This window comes from Microbacterium sp. Root1433D1, from assembly GCF_001426835.1.
GTDB classification, from domain to species: domain Bacteria; phylum Actinomycetota; class Actinomycetes; order Actinomycetales; family Microbacteriaceae; genus Microbacterium; species Microbacterium maritypicum.
Window position 1 is genome coordinate 266,728 of sequence record NZ_LMFN01000001.1, and the last position, 17,136, is coordinate 283,863.

At 70.0% G+C, this 17,136-nt stretch carries 15 protein-coding genes; 2 read left to right on the forward strand and 13 right to left on the reverse strand.

Going from position 1 to position 17,136, the window contains the following annotated elements; all coding sequences use genetic code 11:
* The 6 genes from ASD13_RS01190 to rsmI all read right to left on the reverse strand — a co-directional run bounded on the left by ASD13_RS01190 (position 1) and on the right by rsmI (position 7,347).
* Positions 1 to 1,728, reverse strand: coding sequence for an ABC transporter ATP-binding protein (locus ASD13_RS01190; RefSeq protein WP_055864876.1), 1,728 nt, complete (start codon positions 1,726 to 1,728; stop codon positions 1 to 3).
* Positions 1,725 to 2,639 carry an ABC transporter permease gene (locus ASD13_RS01195; protein ID WP_055864879.1) on the reverse strand — a complete coding sequence of 305 codons (915 nt, stop codon included), beginning with the start codon at positions 2,637 to 2,639 and terminating at the stop codon, positions 1,725 to 1,727. The genes ASD13_RS01190 and ASD13_RS01195 overlap by 4 nt, the downstream gene beginning before the upstream one ends.
* Complete coding sequence (locus tag ASD13_RS01200; RefSeq protein ID WP_017828823.1) at positions 2,636 to 3,616, reverse strand: ABC transporter permease; 981 nt, start codon at positions 3,614 to 3,616, stop codon at positions 2,636 to 2,638. Before ASD13_RS01200 ends, ASD13_RS01195 begins: the two co-directional genes overlap by 4 nt.
* Positions 3,613 to 5,262, reverse strand: a complete 1,650-nt coding sequence (locus ASD13_RS01205; RefSeq protein ID WP_082524250.1) for an ABC transporter substrate-binding protein — start codon at positions 5,260 to 5,262, stop codon at positions 3,613 to 3,615. Before ASD13_RS01205 ends, ASD13_RS01200 begins: the two co-directional genes overlap by 4 nt.
* Positions 5,263 to 5,410: 148 nt before the next feature.
* Complete coding sequence (locus ASD13_RS01210) at positions 5,411 to 6,517, reverse strand: LacI family DNA-binding transcriptional regulator (RefSeq protein WP_055864884.1); 1,107 nt, start codon at positions 6,515 to 6,517, stop codon at positions 5,411 to 5,413.
* Positions 6,514 to 7,347 (reverse strand): 16S rRNA (cytidine(1402)-2'-O)-methyltransferase, encoded by an 834-nt coding sequence (gene rsmI / locus ASD13_RS01215; RefSeq protein WP_055864887.1) that lies wholly within the window; start codon positions 7,345 to 7,347, stop codon positions 6,514 to 6,516. The genes ASD13_RS01210 and rsmI overlap by 4 nt, the downstream gene beginning before the upstream one ends.
* Positions 7,348 to 7,409: 62 nt before the next feature.
* Here rsmI and ASD13_RS01220 point away from each other — a divergent pair, with 62 nt between their 5' ends.
* Entirely contained in the window at positions 7,410 to 8,963 is a 1,554-nt protein-coding gene (locus ASD13_RS01220; protein WP_055864890.1) for a dolichyl-phosphate-mannose--protein mannosyltransferase, read from the forward strand.
* Between the two features lie 4 nt (positions 8,964 to 8,967).
* Here ASD13_RS01220 and ASD13_RS01225 read toward each other — a convergent pair whose 3' ends face one another.
* The 7 genes from ASD13_RS01225 to ASD13_RS01255 form a co-directional block, all read right to left on the reverse strand.
* Complete coding sequence (locus ASD13_RS01225) at positions 8,968 to 9,456, reverse strand: Lrp/AsnC family transcriptional regulator (protein WP_017828828.1); 489 nt, start codon at positions 9,454 to 9,456, stop codon at positions 8,968 to 8,970.
* Positions 9,457 to 9,458: 2 nt separating this feature from the next.
* The gene (locus ASD13_RS01230) at positions 9,459 to 10,862 is read right to left on the reverse strand and encodes an amino acid permease (RefSeq protein WP_055864893.1); all 1,404 of its coding nucleotides are present in this window, start codon (positions 10,860 to 10,862) and stop codon (positions 9,459 to 9,461) included.
* Complete coding sequence (gene hisC, locus ASD13_RS01235; RefSeq protein WP_055866774.1) at positions 10,859 to 11,950, reverse strand: histidinol-phosphate transaminase; 1,092 nt, start codon at positions 11,948 to 11,950, stop codon at positions 10,859 to 10,861. The genes ASD13_RS01230 and hisC overlap by 4 nt, the downstream gene beginning before the upstream one ends.
* 176 nt (positions 11,951 to 12,126) lie before the next feature.
* Positions 12,127 to 12,861 carry a formylglycine-generating enzyme family protein gene (locus ASD13_RS01240; protein WP_055864896.1) on the reverse strand — a complete coding sequence of 245 codons (735 nt, stop codon included), beginning with the start codon at positions 12,859 to 12,861 and terminating at the stop codon, positions 12,127 to 12,129.
* 65 nt (positions 12,862 to 12,926) lie between these two features.
* Positions 12,927 to 14,729 carry a thioredoxin domain-containing protein gene (locus ASD13_RS01245; RefSeq protein WP_055864899.1) on the reverse strand — a complete coding sequence of 601 codons (1,803 nt, stop codon included), beginning with the start codon at positions 14,727 to 14,729 and terminating at the stop codon, positions 12,927 to 12,929.
* A 33-nt stretch (positions 14,730 to 14,762) separates the two neighbouring features.
* Complete coding sequence (gene msuE, locus ASD13_RS01250) at positions 14,763 to 15,332, reverse strand: FMN reductase (RefSeq protein ID WP_055864902.1); 570 nt, start codon at positions 15,330 to 15,332, stop codon at positions 14,763 to 14,765.
* A 90-nt stretch (positions 15,333 to 15,422) separates the two neighbouring features.
* On the reverse strand, positions 15,423 to 16,259 hold the full coding sequence (locus ASD13_RS01255) for an aldo/keto reductase (RefSeq protein ID WP_055864904.1): 837 nt from the start codon (positions 16,257 to 16,259) through the stop codon (positions 15,423 to 15,425).
* A gap of 104 nt (positions 16,260 to 16,363) precedes the next feature.
* Here ASD13_RS01255 and ASD13_RS01260 point away from each other — a divergent pair, with 104 nt between their 5' ends.
* On the forward strand, positions 16,364 to 17,098 hold the full coding sequence (locus ASD13_RS01260; RefSeq protein ID WP_055864907.1) for a hypothetical protein: 735 nt from the start codon (positions 16,364 to 16,366) through the stop codon (positions 17,096 to 17,098).
* The last annotated feature ends 38 nt before the right edge of the window (positions 17,099 to 17,136 follow it).

Here is a 17,136-nt window from a genome sequence, read left to right on the forward strand (position 1 = left end):
CTATCGGATTCGTGTGGGATTGGGCACGGCGTCCAGCAACTGGATCGTGTACGGATCCTCCGGATGCTGCAGCACCTCCGCGGTCTCGCCGCGTTCGACCACGCGTCCGCCGTTGAGCACCAGGATGTTCTGGGTCACGAGCCTCGCGCTCAGCAGGTCGTGCGTGATGTAGAGCATGCTGATGCCCCATCTCTCGCGCAGGTCCTCCAGCAGCGCCAGGACCCCGGCGCGCAGCGAGACGTCGAGCATCGAGACGGGCTCGTCGGCGATCAGCACCTGCGGGTCGCTCGCGAGCGCCCTGGCGATCACGACGCGCTGCCGCTGTCCGCCGGAGAGCTGGTGCGGCAGCTTCGCCGCGAACTGTTCGACGGGCGTGAGGCCGACCGTCTCGAGCAGTTCGAGCACGCGGGCCCTGGCCTCGGATCCTCGCAGCGTGGTGTAGTTCATGACCGGGCGCGTGAGGGCGTACTCGACGGTGTGCAGCGGGTTCAGTGCCGCATACGGGTCCTGGAAGACCATCTGCACGTCCTTGCGTAGATCGCGCAGACCCCGCCGCTTGAGGGACGCCACGTCGACATCGCCGAAGTGCACGGTGCCGGAGGTCGGCTTCTCGACGCCGGTGAGCATCTTGGCGATGGTCGACTTGCCCGAGCCGGAGGCGCCGACGAGCGCGAGCGCCTCGCCCGGTTCGAGCCGGAACGACACGTCGTCGACCGCGGTCACGGCGTCCTGTCCCCGTCGCGGTGCCGGGTAGTGCTTCGAGACGCCCTGCACCACGATCGCCGCATCCGCACGACGGGTGTCGCGCGAGGAGACGGTCGGCAGCGTCTCGGTGACATCGGTCCGCGCGCGTCCTTCGCGGCGACGCGTACCGGCGTCGAGGAATCCGGGGATCTCGATCTTCTCCGCCCGAGGGTCTGCGTAGTGGCTCAGCAGCATCCGCGTGTACTCGTCCTGCGGGCGTTCGAGGATGTCGATGCTCCTGGCGTCCTCGACGATGTGGCCCTCGTGCATCACCATCACCCTGTCCGTCGCCTCGAGCACGATGCCGAGGTCGTGGCTGATGAGGATGGCCGTGAAATGCTCGGCGCGCTGCAGCTCCTTGATCGTGTCCATGACCGCGTGCTGCACGAGCACGTCGAGCGCGGTGGTGGGCTCGTCGAACACCATCAGCTGCGGTTCGAGCGAGAGCGCGAGCGCGATCGATGCGCGCTGACGCATGCCGCCGGAGAGCTCACCGGGGTAGCGGGCGAGCACCGACTCGTCGAGTCCGACCTTGCCGATCAGTTCCCTGGCGCGTGCATCGCGCGCGTCCTTGGGTACGTGGCCGTGCGCGGCGAAGATGTCGCGGAAGTGGTTGCCGACCGTGCGCACCGGGTTGAGCGCGTTCATGCCCGACTGCAGCACCATGGCGAACCCGCCCTGGCGCTGGCGACGCAGCTCCTCCGCATCCAGTTCGCGGATGTCGCGGCCCCCGAAGAGGATGCGCCCTGCGCTGATCCGCGCCGGCGGCTTCTGCAGTCGGGTGAGCGCGAAGCCGAGGGTCGACTTGCCGGACCCCGACTCGCCGACCAGCCCGACGAACTCGCCGCGGCGCAGCGAGAACGAGACGTTCTCGACCGCGGTGACGGGCTTCGTACCCGGCGAGGCGTACTCCACGGAGAGCCCCTGCACGTCGAGCAGGATGTCGTTCGGCATCGGCGTGGTCTCGGGTGCCATGGCGGTCATCGGCCCTTCCCCTCTCGCAGGCGCGGATTGGAGATGCCGTCCACGCCGAAGTTGATCAGTGTCAGGCTCAGCGCCAGCAGTGCGATGCACAGACCGGGGGCGAACAGCAGCAGCCACTGTCCGGTGAGCAGGGAGTTGGAGTTCTGCGCCCAGTAGAGCATGGTGCCCCAGCTGACGATGCTGGAGTCGCCGAGGCCGAGGAACTCCAGCCCCGCCTCCGCGAGGATCGCCGCCGTGGCCGCTCCGAAGAGCGTGCCGGCGATGATCGACGTCATGTTCGGCAGGATCTCGCGGAACACGATGCGCGCCCTGCTGTCACCCGAGAACTGCGCCGAGGTGACGAAGTCGTTGCCGCGCAGCGACTGCGTCTGGCTGCGGAGCACGCGAGCACCCCACGCCCAGCCGGTCACCACGATGACCGCGATGATCATCAGGATGCCGCCGTTCTGCAGATACGCGGCGATCACGATCATCAGCGGGAGTCCGGGGATCACCAGGAAGAGGTTGACGATGAAGCCGACCACCTCGCCGGCGAAGCCACGCATGTATCCCCAGCTGAGGCCGATGAGCACGGCCACGATGGTGGACAGGATGCCGGCGGCGAAGCCGACCAGGAGGCTGATCTGCGCGCCGTAGATGAGCTGGCTGAGCACGTCCTCCCCCGCCGCCGTCGTGCCGAGCCAGTGCGCCCAGGAGGCATCGGCGTTGCGCTCGAAGGTGTTGTCCTTCGCGCCGTAAGGGGCCAGGAGCGGGGCGAACACCGCCACCAGCACGAAGAAGGCGAGGATGCACAGTCCGAGCCGTGCCTTGCCGTTGCTCCAGAGGGTGGCGACCATGCGCCCGAAGGCACGCCCCGGGCTGGGCGCGGCGATGCGCTCGGCGGGGATCTTGACGTTCATGGTGGAAGTCATCGGCGGGTCCTTGGGTCGAGTACCCCGTACAGGATGTCAACGAGGAAGTTGGCGATGAGCACGCTCACGGTGATCATCAGGAAGAGCGCCTGCATGAGCGGGTAGTCCTGCCCGATCACGGCGTTGAACAGCAGATACCCGATGCCCGGATACCCGAACACCTGCTCCACGAGGATCGATCCGCCGACGACACCGCCGAGCGTGAGCCCGAAGCCGGTGAGGTTGGGCAGGATCGCGTTGCGCGCGGCGTAGCGGAGGGCGATCGTGCGCCCGTGCAGGCCGTTCGCCTCGCCGAACGTGATGTAGTCCTCGCCGAGCGTGTTGATCATGGCGTTGCGCATCCCGATGATCCATCCGCCCAGCGAGGTGAGCAGGATCGTCAGCGCGGGAAGGAACGCGTGGCTGAGCAGGTCTCCGAGGAACTCCCAGGTGAATCCGGGGGTCGTCGTCGCGGAGTAGGCGCCCGTGGTCGGGAACCAGTGCAGCACGTAGCCGAAGAAGAACAGCAGCAGCAGCGCGGTCCAGAAGTAGGGGAACGTGCTGAGGAACGAGCCGGTCAGCGTCGGGAGGCTGTCGAGCCAGGTACCCCGTCGCCAGGCCGCCGAGACGCCGATCAGCGTGCCGATCACGAACGCGAGGATCGTGACGATGCCGACGAGGCCGATCGTGTACGGCAGGGCCGTGGACACCATGCTCGACACCGACTGCGGGTAGAACGTGTACGAGACGCCGAAGTCGAGCCGGACGACCTGACCGAGGTAGGCGATGTACTGATCCCACAGCGACCCGGTCGGGACGCCCAGCTGCGCCTCGATGGCGGCACGCGTGGCATCGGACACCGGCCCGTTCTGGGACAGCTTCGCGATGGCGGCATCCGCCGGAGAACCCGGCATCATCCGCGGGAGGAAGAAGTTCAGGGTGACCGCGGCCCACAGCGTGAGCACGAACAGGCCGAACTTCTGCAGCGCGTACTTCATCGGTCGTCCCCCTTGACCCGCTTCAGGTGCGTGAAGATCATCAGCGGCGCGGAGTCGTAGTTCTGCGGGATCATGTACGGGTCTTCCTCACTCGGCCAGCCGGTGAACTTGGCGTCGTTGAACAGGCCCCAGATGCCGCCGTAGTAGAGGCCGATCACGGGCATCTCGTCGTAGACGATGCCCTGCAGCTCCTTCACGATCTCGGCCTGGCGGGCGGTGTCGACGGTCTCGCGGTACTCCGCGAGCAGCGCGTCGACCTTCTCCGAGCTGTAGCGCTCGAAGTTGTTCGCCGTCGGCTCTCCCGACGGTACGTAGAACTCGCTGGAGAGCAGGTTGTTGTACGCCTGGTAGACGTCGCCGTTGCCCATGCCGCCGATCGCCATCTCGAAGTCGCCGTTGCTGATCGCGCTCTGGTAACCCGCGGGCTGCGGGAGCTTGAGCGTGACCTTCACGCCCACGTCGGCGAGCTGGCTGCGCACGGTCTGCGCGGCCCTGGTCCAGTCGGTGAAGCCGTTGGCGGTGGTGAGGGCGAATTCCAGCTGCTCCCCGTTCCCATCCACCAGGCGATCGCCGTCGAGGGAGTATCCGGCTTCGGCGAAGGCGGCGAGGGCGGCATCCTTGTCCTGCGTGATCATGCCCTGGTCGGGGATGCTCGGATCCAGGTACTGCTCCTGGTTGGGGAGGATGAGCCCGGTCTGACCGGCCGGCTTCATGTATCCCTCGGAGGCGGTCTCGGCGATCTCCGCGCGGTCGAGGGAGAGCGCGATGCCACGGCGCACGTTCACGTCGTCGAAGGGTGCGACCTCGAGGTTCGGCATCAGCGCGATCACGCCACCCGGCGGGAACCACCAGGAGTTGTGCTCGCTCGCCGCGCCCCACGTGCCCTCGACATCGGAGATGAAGGCGTAGGCCCAGTCGTAGCCGCGGCTGACGGTGTCCAGCTGCGAGTTCGTGGCGGGGAGGATGATGTGCTCGATCTCGATCGAGTCGGCCTGCCAGTAGTCGGGGTTCTTGTCCATCGAGTACTGCTGGTCGTTGTAGTTGCCGAGCACGAAGGGGCCGGTGCCGACCGGCGTCTCGTTGCGGTAGGTGCCGGGGTCCTTCACATCGGCCCAGAGATGCTCAGGGACGATCATGGTCTGCCCGAGGATCGACAGGGAAGGAGCGTCGTCGGTCTTGAGGTGCAGGATCACGTCGCCTCCCTCGGTCTCGACGCTCTCGAGGTGCTGCCATGCGCCCTTGATGTCGAGGGACGGGTTGTCCTTCAACAGCTGGAACGTGAAGGCGACGTCCTCGGGGGTGAGGTCTTCGCCGTCGCTCCAGGTCACGTCGTCGCGGATCGTCATCACGATCGTGCGGGCGTCGGGCTGGGACCACTCGGAGGCGAGCCACGGGTTCTGGGTGCCGTCGAGCGGGTTGATCAGGATCAGCGGCTCGTAGATCCACCGCGACGCCGTGCGCGTGTTGGTGAGATACGGGTTGAAGTTCTTCGTGAAGAACGGGTTGCCCTTGTCGGCGTTGATCAGCATCGTGTCGGCGCCGATCGACGGATCGGGTTGGGATGTGATCTGGATGCTGCAGCCGCTGAGTGCGACCGCGACGGCCGCCAGGCCTACGATCGCCGCTCGGCGCCAGCGCTGGATCACGCGCCCTCTCGGTGTTCTTCCACCGGACATCTGCCACCTCATGTCGTCTCTGTCATGAACGGCATCCTGCGCCGCCTCAGTGATTGTAAGCGCATACATTTTGCGATCGCAACCCCTTGACACCGCCACCGGGGCATGTGTCGAGCCGTCAGGCGGGGCGCAGAGAGCTCTCGCGCAGCAGGATCTGCAGCGGCAGCCGCGCGACCACGGGGTCGGCGTCGGCGTTCTCGAGGCGGCGGGCGAGCACCTGCACCGCCGCGCGCCCGAGGTCGATCATCGGCTGGCGGATCGTGGTCAGCGGCGGCTGCGAGAGCGCGGCGGCCTCGATGCCGTCGAAGCCCGTCACCAGCACGTCGTCCGGCACCCGGACGCCCGCGCCGCGGAACACGTCGAGCGCGCCGAGGGCCATCTGATCGTTCGCGCAGATGAGCGCGGCCGGCGTGCCGGCCGCGAGAAGCTCCTCGGCGGCCTGGCGCCCGGACGCCCGGGTGAAGTCGCCGCGCCGCACCGTCACGTCGTCGAGTGATCCGCCGGCCTCCGCCACGGCAGCGGCGAAGCCCTCCCAGCGCTGCAGTCCATCCGGGGAGTCAGCCGGCCCCGCGAGGAAGGCGAGCCGCCCGTCCCCCACCTGAGCCAGCACGTGCCTGGTCAGCTCGGCCATCGCCTCGGCGTTGCTCACCGTCACGTGGTCGTAGTGATCGCCGCGCGGGGGGCCGGAGAGCACCACCACGGGGATGCGTCGCGCCAGTCGAGCCAGCACGTCGTCGGGCACGCTGCTGGCGAGGACCATGAGCCCGTCCACGCGGCCGGCCATGTCCCGCACGGTGGAGCGATCGGGGTCGTCACGTCCGACCCCGACCATCAGCACGAAGCCCTGCTTCCACGCCTCCAGCTCCGCACCGCGCAGCACCTCGTCGAGGAACAGCATCGAGGTGTGCCGGCCGTCGACCTCCGCCTCCTCGCGGACGATCGCGAACGGCGGCGCCTCGCTGTCGGCGGCGGAGAGGGCGTCGAGAGGCGGGGCATCCTCCGCGGCGTCGAATCCGGGGAAGTACAGCCCCAGCACCCCTGTCCGCCGCTCGGCGAGGCCCCTGGCACTGCCGCTGGGGACGTACCCCAGCGCGGCGACGGCGTCGAGCACGCGTTCGCGGGTGACCGGACGCACGGCGTCCGGCGAGCGCAGCACCCGCGAGACCGTGGCGATCGAGACGCCGGCCCGATCGGCCACGTCGTACACGGTCGCCGCCTTGCTCACGCCGACGCCCCTCCGGATCGGGCGGCGAGGGCGGCCTGGTAGAGGTCTCGGGAGGAGAGACCGGTGAGGGCGGCGACCTCGGACGCGGCATCCTTCAGCCGGATGCCGTCGGCGACGAGCTTCTGCACCTGGACGAGGGCGTCTTCCGGGGAGGCATCACGACGCGACGCCCCTTCGACCACGACGACGATCTCGCCCTTCACCCCGTTCTCGGCCCAGGCGACGAGTTCGGAGGAGGTGCCGCGGCGCACCTCCTCGTAGAGCTTCGTGAGCTCGCGGCACACCGCGATCCGCCGCTCGTCGCCGAAGGCGGCGCCCATGTCGGCGAGAGCGCTGGCGAGGCGGGCGGGCGACTCGAAGAAGACCATGGTGCGGGGTTCGGCGGCCAGCGCGCGCAGTGTGGAGCGACGCTCCCCCGGCTTGCGCGGCAGGAACCCCTCGAACGTGAAGCGGTCGGTGGGCAGGCCCGAGATCGCGAGCGCCATCAGCACCGCGCTCGGCCCGGGGATCGCGGTCACCGTCACGCCCTGGGCGACGGCCTCGGCGACCAGTCCGTACCCGGGGTCGCTGACGGTCGGCATCCCGGCATCGCTCATCACCACGATGTCGGTCTCCGCCGCGAGGGCTGCCAGCTCGGCCGCCTTCTGCTTCTCGTTGTGGTCATGCAGGGCGATCAGGCGCGGCCTGTTGTCGATCTGCAGGGCCTTGAGCAGGCGCTGGGTGGTGCGGGTGTCCTCCGCGACGACGACCTCGGCGTTCTCCAGCACCTCCACGAGGCGGCGAGATGCGTCGCCGAGATTTCCGATCGGAGTGGCGGCGAGGATGATCACCCGCCCAGCTTAGGCGGGCGGGATGCAGCCGGCGGAGAAGGCCGGTTGTCTAGGCTGGAGCGGTGACCGCGCCCGTGCCCCTGCTTCCCGCTCCCGAGGAGCGGTCGACGCGCTACGGGCAGCTCCGCGATCGTCTGCTGCGGGATCCGGACTGGGGACGCGCGATCCGCTGGCTCGCCCCTCTCGTGATCACCGCGATCGCCGCCCTCCTCCGTCTGATCAACGTCGCGCATCCGCATCAGCTGGCGTTCGACGAGACCTACTACGTCAAGGACGCGTGGTCGCTGTGGACCCTCGGCTACGAGGGCACCTGGGGTGAGAACGCCAACGACGCGTTCATCACCCTGCAGCAGCTGCCGCTGTCCGAACAGGGCGCGTTCATCGTGCATCCGCCTCTCGGCAAGTGGCTCATCGCGCTGGGCATGGCGATCGGCGGTCCCGACAACAGCGCGGGCTGGCGACTCGCGACGGCACTGCTCGGCACCGCCTCCGTTCTGCTGGTCTACCTGATCGCGCGACGACTCAGCGGTTCCGTGGTGGTCGCGAGCGTGGCCGGAACACTGCTCGCGATCGACGGCCTCAGCATCGTCATGAGCCGCATCGCCCTGCTCGACGGCATCCTGACCTTCTTCGTCCTGCTCGGCGTGCTGTTCGTGATCATCGACCGGCAGCGGACCATCCCGGTGCTCGAGAGGCGCGACCCCGACAAGCCCGACCCGTTCTGGGGTCCGATGCTCTGGCGTCGCCCCTGGCTGATCGCGGCGGGGACGGCCCTGGGCGCAGCGTCGGCCGTGAAGTGGTCGGGGCTGTACGCGCTGGCCGGATTCGGCCTGTACGTCGTGGTCACCGATGCGCTGGCCCGGCGGCGGGCCGGGGTGGTGCTGTGGCCCACGGCGGCCGCCTTCCGCCAGGGGCCCGTCTCGTTCGTGCTGCTCGTCTTCCCCGCCCTGGCCGTGTACCTGATCAGCTGGACCGGATGGCTGGTGACCGCAGGGGGCTATGACCGCCAGAGCGACCCGAACCCGCTGATCGCCCTGTGGAAGTACCACGAGTCGATGCTCGGGTTCCACGTCGGTCTGACTCGCGGGCACCCCTATGCGAGCCCCGCCTGGGAGTGGCCTCTGCTGCTGCGTCCCACGGCCGTATGGGTCGACTCCGATCCCACCGGCTGCGGCACGGACCACTGCATCGGCGTGATCTCCGCGATCCCGAACCCGCTCATCTGGTACGCGGGCGTGGCCGCGGCGATCTACCTGCTCTACCGCCTGGTACGCGGCTGGATCACCCGGCGGCCCGTCGGCCCGGATCTGAGCATCCCCCTCGTCGGCCTCGCGGTCACCTATGTCCCGTGGCTGATGTTCCCCGATCGCACGATCTTCCAGTTCTACACGGTCGTGATGATGCCGTTCCTCGTGATCGCGCTGGCCATGACGCTGCGGATCATCGCCGGCACGCGCGAGGATCCGCTGCACCGTCGGCAGTCCGGCGAGCGCACCGTGATGATCTTCCTCGCGTTCGTGGTGCTGGTGTCGGCGTTCTTCCTGCCCCTGTGGACAGGGATGAGCGTGCCGTACGAGTTCTGGCTCCTGCACAACTGGCTGCCCGGCTGGGTGTGACCCGCTAGCCGGAGAGCACCTCGTCGGTGGCGACGTGTTCCACGAGCGGCAGCACCCGTCCGGAGAGATGCGTGCGCATCGCGATGGACGAGGCCGTGCGGGCGACTCCCGGCACCAGAGCGACCCGGTCGAGCACCTCCTGCAGCCTGGTGGCATCGCGCGCCACCAGCCGCAGCTGCATGTCGCTGGCACCCGTGACCGTGTGCATGTCGACGATCTCGGGCACGGCGTCGGCGAGCGCCGTGGCCACCTCGTCGTGCCCCACCTTCTGATCGATCTCGACCAGGCAGAACGCGACGACGCCGTAGCCGAAGCCGGCCGGGTCGATGCGCGGCACGATCGCCTCGATCACCCCGCCCTCGTGCAGGCGCGCGAGCCGGCTCGTCGCGGTGCCGCGGGCGATGCCGAGCCGCCGCGCGCATTCGAGGATCGGCAGCTGCGGCGACTCGGTGAGCAGCCGGATGAGCTGGGCGTCGAGGCGATCGATGCGCATCGCTACTCCCGGGGGACGCCGGGCCGGGCCACACCCCTGGTCGCGCGGGCGACGAGGAGGAGCACGGCGGTGAGCCCCAGCGTCAGCAGCAGCTGGATGCGCGCGGCCTCATCGATCATCGCGAGGGCGATCACGGCCGCGAGCAGCACCAGGCACAGCCACGACAGCCAGGGGAAGCCCCACATGCGCATCGGCATCGCCTCTCCCGCCCGATCCGCGCGGCGGCGGAGGATGATCTGCGCCACGGCGGTCGCCGTCCAGATCACGAGCAGCGTCGAGCCGACCACGTTGAGCAGGGCGGGCAGGACCACATCGGGGAAGGCCCAGTTGAGCCCGACCGTGACGAAGCCGAAGGCGACCGAGGCCAGCACCGCGACGAACGGCACGCCCTTGAGGCTGGTGCGGGTGGCGGCCAGCGGCGCGAGCCCGCGCTCCCCCAGCGAGTACGCCATGCGGGAGGCGCCGTAGATGTTGGCGTTCATGGCCGACAGCAGCGCGATGATGACGATGAGGTCCATCACCAGTCCGACGCCCGGCACGTTCAGGGTCTCGAGCACCGCCGAGAACGGCCCCGCCTTCACGGCCGGGTCGTTCCAGGGCAGCACCGCGACGATCACGAAGATCGATCCGACGTAGAAGACGAGGATGCGCACGAGCACCTCGCGGACGATGCGGCGGATGTTGTGGGCGGGATCGTTCGACTCGGCGGCCGCGATCGCGACCACCTCGGTGCCGCCGAAGGCGAACACCACGATCAGCAGGGCACCGGCGATGCCGGCGATGCCGTTCGGGGCGAAGCCGCCGGCGTCGACGAGGTTCGAGATGCCGGTGGCCGCCACGCCGGGGATGAGACCGATGATCGCGCACACTCCCACCACGAGGAAGGCGATGATCGCGGCGACCTTGATCGCCGCGAACCAGAACTCGAAGCGGCCGTAGTTGCGCACGCCGAACAGGTTCACCGCGGTGAGCGCTACGACGAAGATCAGCACCCACACCCAGGCGGGGATGCCCGGCGTCCAGTTGGCGACGATCGCGCCCGCACCCGTCGCCTCGGCCGCGATCACCACGACCAGCTGGATCCAGTAGAGCCACCCGACCGCACTGCCGGCGCTGCGCCCCATCGCCTTCTGGGCGTAGGAGCTGAAGGCGCCGGAGCTGGGGCGTGCCGCGACCATCTCGGCGAGCATCGCCATCACGAGAACGACGATGCCACCGGCGACGAGGTACGACACCAGCACGGCGGGACCCGCGATGCTGATCGCCTGACCCGATCCGACGAACAGACCGGCGCCGATCGCACCGCCCAGTCCCATCATCGAGATCTGACGACGGGTCAGGCCCGGATGCAGTCCCTTGGTGGTCGTGGTGGTCGGGGGGACCTCGGTGATGCGGTCATCGGTCATGCGCCGACCTCCACGCGCTCGGCGTCGACCGCGAGCGGAGCGGATGCGGCGAGCGCGGCCTCCACCCGGTCGATGTCCTCCGCGGAGCCCGAGGAGATGCGGATGCCCTCCCCGGCGAAGGCGCGCGCGATCACTCCCCCCTCCTGCAGCAGGCTCTCGAGCTCTGCGGTGCGGTCGGCGGACGGCACCCAGACGAAGTTGGCCTGGGAGCGGACGGCGGGCCATCCGGCTGCGGTGAGCACGGTGTGGAGGCGATCGCGCTGGGCCACGACGTCGTCGATGCGGGTCGCGAGCTCGTCCTCGGCGTCCAGCGAGGCCAGAGCCGCGACCTGAGCGAGGTCGGTCACCCCGAAGGGCACGGCGACCTTGCGCTGGTTCTCGGCGACGGCTGCCGGGGCGATCGCGTAGCCGATGCGGAGCCCGGCGAGCCCGTAGGCCTTGGAGAACGTGTGCAGCACCGCCACGTGCGGGTGCCGGCGGAACAGCTCGATACCGGCGCCCCTGCTCTCGGTGCGGTCGAAGTGCACATAGGCCTCGTCGATCACCACGAGCACGTCGTGCGGAACCGCGGAGACGAAGCGCTCCAGCTCGTCGGCGCCGACGACGGTCCCGGTCGGGTTGTTCGGGTTGCAGACGAAGATCAGGCGGGTACGCGGGGTGATCGCCGCGATCATCGCATCGAGGTCATGCCCGTGGTCCGCGTCGAGCGGCACCGGCACGGGCGTGGCCCCGGCGATGCGCACCAGCGAGGGATATGCCTCGAACGACCGCCACGCGAAGACGACCTCGTCGCCCTCACCTGCCACCGCGTGGATGAGCTGGGAGGCGATCTCGACCGACCCGGCCCCGACCGTGACCTCGGACGCATCGACGCCGTAGCGTTCGGCGAGCCGTTCGCGAAGCGCGGCGGCGCTCATGTCGGGATAGCGGTTGATGCCGTCGAGGCGATCGCGCACGGCCTGGACCACCGAGGCCAGCGGCGGATGCGGGGACTCGTTCGAGGAGAGCTTCGAGGCACCGGCCGGAGCGGAACGCCCCTGACGGTATGCGGGAACGGCGTCGAGTCCGGCGCGGGTGGGGAGGGGCATCGTCAGAGCGTCCTTGCTGTGATCCATGGGCGGCCCCCGAGCGGCACCGCCTGCTGTCGCGCAACAGTAGAACGGATCGCGGCCACTGGGCAATCGGCGCACCGGAAGCTGCGCATCCCGCGCAATCGACCGGCACTCCTCGGGGAACTGTTAGGCAGATTGCACAGTCGCGACGATCACTCGGCGGAGGCCGCGAGCCGGAACCCGATGCCCACCGCGAGGAGGTCGGCCTCGTAAGCCCCGTGTCGCCGCGCGCAGCGGGCCAGGTCGACGTCGTGGCGGAACGCGCCGCCGCGCGTGATGTGCGGGTCGGCCGCCCAGTCCTCGACGGCCGGGACGCTGTCGGGCGCACCCGGGTACGGCGCGTACCGGGTCGAGGTCCACTCGTCGACGTTGCCGGCCATGTCGAGCACTCCGAACGCGCTGGCACCGTCGGGGAACGACCCGACGGGCGTCGTGGTGCCGAGCCCGAGGTCGAACAGGTTCGCCCTCCCCCGCACGTACTCGTCTCCCCAGGGGAACTCGCGGGTGTCATCACCGCGCGCCGCCCGCTCCCACTCGTCTTCGGTCGGCAGTCGCACCTCTTCGCCGAGTTGCGAGCCGATCCAGGCGGCGAAGGCGGATGCTTCGGCCCAGGTGACTCCGACGACCGGATGCTCGTCGATCCCGGCGATGGCACGGGCGCCGGTCTCCTCCGCGTACGCGGCCCACTGCGCGACGGTGACCGGGGTGCGGGCGAGCCGGAACGCCGGGACGACGATCCGCGTGCGCGGCGTCTCCTTCTCGTACCAGGCACGCGGAACCCCCGTGTCGGCATAGCGGACGGTGAGGGCGTCGACCTCGTCGGGCGGCGTCCCCCGCTGCAGCGTTCCCGCCGGGATGCCGACCCACTCGATCTGCTGCGCGGCCATGCACCTTCCCCCTCGAACCGTGTCGGTCCCCAGCGTAGGAGCCGCAGCGCCCTCGAGGGCCGCCGTCAGCGCGTGAGCGACACCTCGGCCGGGTCGCTCACCGGCAGCCGGCACACGAACGCGCGGCAGTCGTAGGCGCGTTCCGCCGACGCGTCCTTCCCCTCGAACAGGTCGAACCCGGCGTCGGCGAAGGCCCGCGCCTGCTCCGTGGTCACCACGGCGACGACCTCGGCGTCCGCGCCCCTGGCGACCACGGCGAGGGCACTGTTGCGCGCTCCGGTGACCACGACGAGCTGGCGGGGAGGAACGGCGAGACCCGCCGCCACCCGCAGCAGGGTGCCGTGGGCGAACGGCTGCTCCAGCGAACGCGCGGCGAGCGCGCTCACGGTCGTCACCGCCGCTTCGCGATACCGCTCCCCCGCTCCCAGCCACCATGCGGTCAGGGCAGCGCCGGCCACCGCAGCGGCATCGGAGGGCAGGTCGCCGTCGGTCTGGTCGGGCGAGGCCGCGATGCCCTGGGCAGACAGCAGCGGGTCGTCACCGACCGTGCCGTCGAGTGCCCCGTCGAGGATGCTGCGCGCCGCGATCGCCCAGGTCGCCTCGCCGGTCGCCAGCGCGAGCGCGAACAGACCGTCGGCGAGAAGGCCGAGGTCCGCGGCGGTCGCTGACGCGGCGGATGCCCGTCCGTCGAGCGACGCCCGCACGAGGGCGCCGTCGGCATCCCGGTTGGTCCGCAGCACCTCGTCCGCGGCAGAGGCCGCGGCATTGATCCAGCTCTGCTCGCCGAGCGCCGCGCCGGCCCTGGCGAGGGCGCCGATCGCGAGTCCGTTCCAGCCGGTGATCACCTTGCCGTCGACCGCCGGGGGCTCGAGCCCCGCCCGTTCGGCGAGCGGGCGGAGGTAGTACCCACCCTCGTTGCGCACGCCGTCGATCGTCGACTCCGAGTCCTGCGCCGCGCCGAATCCGCCGCCGTCGCGACGGAGCGCATCGATCAGGAAGGACGCGATGCCGCGCACGGTGCGCTCGTCTCCCGCGTCGCGCGCGACATCGAGCAGCTGCGCGTTGTCGGTCAGCATCCGCTCGTAGTGCGGCACCGTCCAGTCGCGCTGGGTCGCATACCGGAAGAACCCGCCATCCGCATCGCGAAGGTCGGAGTCCGCCATCGCGGCGAGCGCGCGTGCGGTGGCCGCTGACGCCTCGGGAGCGCCCTCCCGCACGAGCGGGTGCTGCAGGAAGCGCAGCGTCGTGGCGACAGGGAACTTCGGGGCTCCCCCGAAGCCGCCGAACTGCGGATCCTCGCGCTGCGCGATCGCCTGCGCCGCGGTCCCGATCGCGACGACGTCCGGCAGGGTCGAAGGCGTGGACTCCGCCGCGCGGGCGAGCGCGTCGGTCACGGCATCCGCCGATTCCTCCGCCTGCGCACGACGCAGCGTCCACGCCTCCCGCACCGCCGCGAGCACGTCGCGGAACGCGGGCATCGAGGGGCGCGCCTGCGGCGGCCAGTAGGTGCCGGCGTAGAAGGTGCGCCCGCGCGGGGTGGCGAAGACCGTGAGTGGCCAGCCGAGACTCTGCGTGAAGGCCGAGGCTGCGGCCATGTAGGCGCCGTCGACCTGCGGATGCTCCTCGCGGTCGACCTTCACGGCCACGAACCCGTCGTTGATGAGCGCGGCGGTGGCGGGGTCGGCGAACGACTCCCGCGCCATCACGTGGCACCAGTGGCAGGTCGAGTAGCCGATCGAGATGAGCAGCGGCACGTCGCGCCGCTGCGCCTCGGCGAACGCCTCCTCACCCCACGGATACCAGTCCACGGGGTTGTCGGCGTGCGCCCGGAGGTACGGGCTGAGGGTGTCGGCGAGCCGGTTGGTCATGCCTTCACGCTACGCCCGCGGGGCGCGGCGGGGTCAGCCGACGAGCAGCTCGATCGGACGCGACGCCGCGTAGCCCACCAGCGGCAGAGCGCGCTCCGCCGCCAGGGCGATGCGGGCTTCGAGCACCTCCGAGACGATCTCGTAGCCGTCGAAGTCCGTGTTACTGGCGTAGACGCCGACCGGAAGGGTAAGCGCCTGGAAGAACGCGAACAGCGGACGCAGCTGGTGCTCGATGATCAGCGCATGCTTCTCGCCGCCGCCGGTTGCCGCCAGCAGCACGGGCGTGCCCACAAGGTCGTACTGGCCGACGAAGTCGAAGAGGTGCTTGAAGAGCCCGGTGAACGAGGCGCGGTAGACGGGACTGCCCACGATCAGCAGATCGGCGGACTCGATCGCCTGCAGCTGCGCCTCGACCTCCGGCGGCAGCTGGTCGCGCTGGAGCGCGCCGGCCAGTCCCGGACCGATCCGCGTCAGCTCGATGAGCTGCGCCTCGACCTCAGCACGCTCGGCGACGGCGGCCGTGATCGCGCGGACGAGGGCGGTCGTCTTGCTGGGCTCGTGCAGGGATCCCGACACGGCGACGACACGGAACGGAGCTGTCATGCCTCGACGGTACTCACGACGACGCCCTGTGTCGCGTGGTGCGACACAGGGCGTCATGTGAGCTCGAAGGCTCCGTCTCACCGCAGCGGGTCAGTTGACCTCGTCCGGGTGGGAGCCGACGCGGCCGGAGCCGTCGAGCGGGTCGAGCGCGTCGATCGCCGCGATCTCGGCATCGGTCAGTTCGAAGCCGAAGACATCGAGGTTCTCGCGCAGGCGCTCGGCGCGCACCGACTTCGGGAACACGATGATGTCCTTCTGCAGGTGCCAGCGCAGCACGGCCTGGGCGGGCGTGACCCCGTGGGCCGCCGCGGCATCCGCCACCGCCGGAGCGCCGAACAGGTCGTACTTGCCCTGACCGAGCGGACCCCACGCCTCGATGCGCACACCGTTCGCGTCGGCCCAGGCGACCACGTCGCGCTGCTGGTAGGCGGGGTGCAGCTCGATCTGGTTCACGGCCGGCACGACACCGGTCTCCTTCACGGTGCGCTCCAGGTGCGGAACCAGGAAGTTCGAGACGCCGATGCTGCGGGTGAGCCCCGCCTCGCGCAGCTCGATGAGCTTCGCGAAGGCGTGCACGTAGTCGTCCTTCGCGGGGGTGGGCCAGTGCACCAGGTACAGATCGACCTTCTCCAGGCCGAGCTTGTCCAGGCTCTCGGCGATGGCCGCACGCGGCTCGTCGTCGTGGTGGCGGTCGTTCCAGAGCTTCGTCGTGACGAACAGCTCGTCGCGCGGGATGCCGGAAGCCGCGATGGCGGCACCGACGCCCTCCTCGTTGCCGTAGATCGCGGCGGTGTCGATGTGGCGGTAGCCGATCTCGAGCGCCTCGCTCACCGCGCGCTCGGTCTCTGCCGGCGGCACCTTGAAGACGCCGTAGCCGAGCTGCGGGATGGAATTGCCGTCGTTCAGTTCGAGTGCAGGAATCGTCATCCCTCCAGCCTATGACCTGTGATGACAGGCGGATCCGAACGATGACGAGGGAAGTCGGTGCGGGTGACGCGGCCCGCAACCGAGGTTCCGTAGGCTGAGGAACGATGAACGAGCGCGACGCCTCCGACGATGCGGAGTATCTCCCGCCACCTCCCCCTGCCGCGGACACGCATGCGCCGGACGAGGAGGAGACCCGGATCGTCGCCGCGACCAAGAGGCGCAGTCGAACCATCGTCATCCTGGTCACCGTCGTCGCCGCCGTCCTGCTCCTCGGAACGATCGCGACGAACCTCCTTCTCGCCGCCGGACTGCGCGCCGAGATCGGCGAGGGACGCCCCGGCACATCGGCGACGCCGTCGGCATCCGCGTCCCCGACACCGACCCCCGATCGGCCGACGTCCGCGTGCAGCGAGCTCTGCGCCGCGGCCACCGAGGAGATCGGAGCCACCGCCGGCGACTGGCGGATCGAGGGCGACTGGACGAACGCGGCGAACGACCTCGGCTCGCGCGATGCCGCAACAGCGGTGTTCGCCTCCGACGCCGGCCGTGCCACGGTGACGGTGCTGCAGTTCCCCACCGACGACGCTGCCGCGCAGGCGGCCCTCGACATCCGCGCCAGGATCGGCGACCCGACATACACGGAACAGGTGTTCGACGACGGGTCGGGCACGCGATACGACTTCGACGGCGCGACCGTCAGCCGCGTCGTGTGGCATCTCGACGCCCAGTCGAGGCCGCACACGCCCGGGCGTCTGTACATCGTCGAAGCGCCGACGAACGCCGCGGACAGCTTCGCAGGGCAAGCCGCCTATCAGCTGTATCTGGCGCTCCCGCTCTAGGCGCGGCGCATCCCGCCTGTCGTCCCGCGAGCACCGAG

Excerpts from the sequence above, each read along its gene's own strand:
- ASD13_RS01225 (WP_017828828.1), bottom strand. The coding sequence starts at position 9,456 with ATGCGCATCGATCGCCTCGACGCCCAGCTCATCCGGCTGCTCACCGAG.
- ASD13_RS01260 (WP_055864907.1), top strand. The coding sequence starts at position 16,364 with ATGAACGAGCGCGACGCCTCCGACGATGCGGAGTATCTCCCGCCACCT.
- ASD13_RS01245 (WP_055864899.1), bottom strand. The coding sequence starts at position 14,729 with ATGACCAACCGGCTCGCCGACACCCTCAGCCCGTACCTCCGGGCGCAC.
- msuE (WP_055864902.1), bottom strand. The coding sequence starts at position 15,332 with ATGACAGCTCCGTTCCGTGTCGTCGCCGTGTCGGGATCCCTGCACGAG.
- ASD13_RS01255 (WP_055864904.1), bottom strand. The coding sequence starts at position 16,259 with ATGACGATTCCTGCACTCGAACTGAACGACGGCAATTCCATCCCGCAG.
- hisC (WP_055866774.1), bottom strand. The coding sequence starts at position 11,950 with ATGCCCCTCCCCACCCGCGCCGGACTCGACGCCGTTCCCGCATACCGT.
- ASD13_RS01230 (WP_055864893.1), bottom strand. The coding sequence starts at position 10,862 with ATGACCGATGACCGCATCACCGAGGTCCCCCCGACCACCACGACCACC.
- ASD13_RS01240 (WP_055864896.1), bottom strand. The coding sequence starts at position 12,861 with ATGGCCGCGCAGCAGATCGAGTGGGTCGGCATCCCGGCGGGAACGCTG.
- ASD13_RS01200 (WP_017828823.1), bottom strand. The coding sequence starts at position 3,616 with ATGAAGTACGCGCTGCAGAAGTTCGGCCTGTTCGTGCTCACGCTGTGG.
- ASD13_RS01195 (WP_055864879.1), bottom strand. The coding sequence starts at position 2,639 with ATGACTTCCACCATGAACGTCAAGATCCCCGCCGAGCGCATCGCCGCG.
- ASD13_RS01190 (WP_055864876.1), bottom strand. The coding sequence starts at position 1,728 with ATGACCGCCATGGCACCCGAGACCACGCCGATGCCGAACGACATCCTG.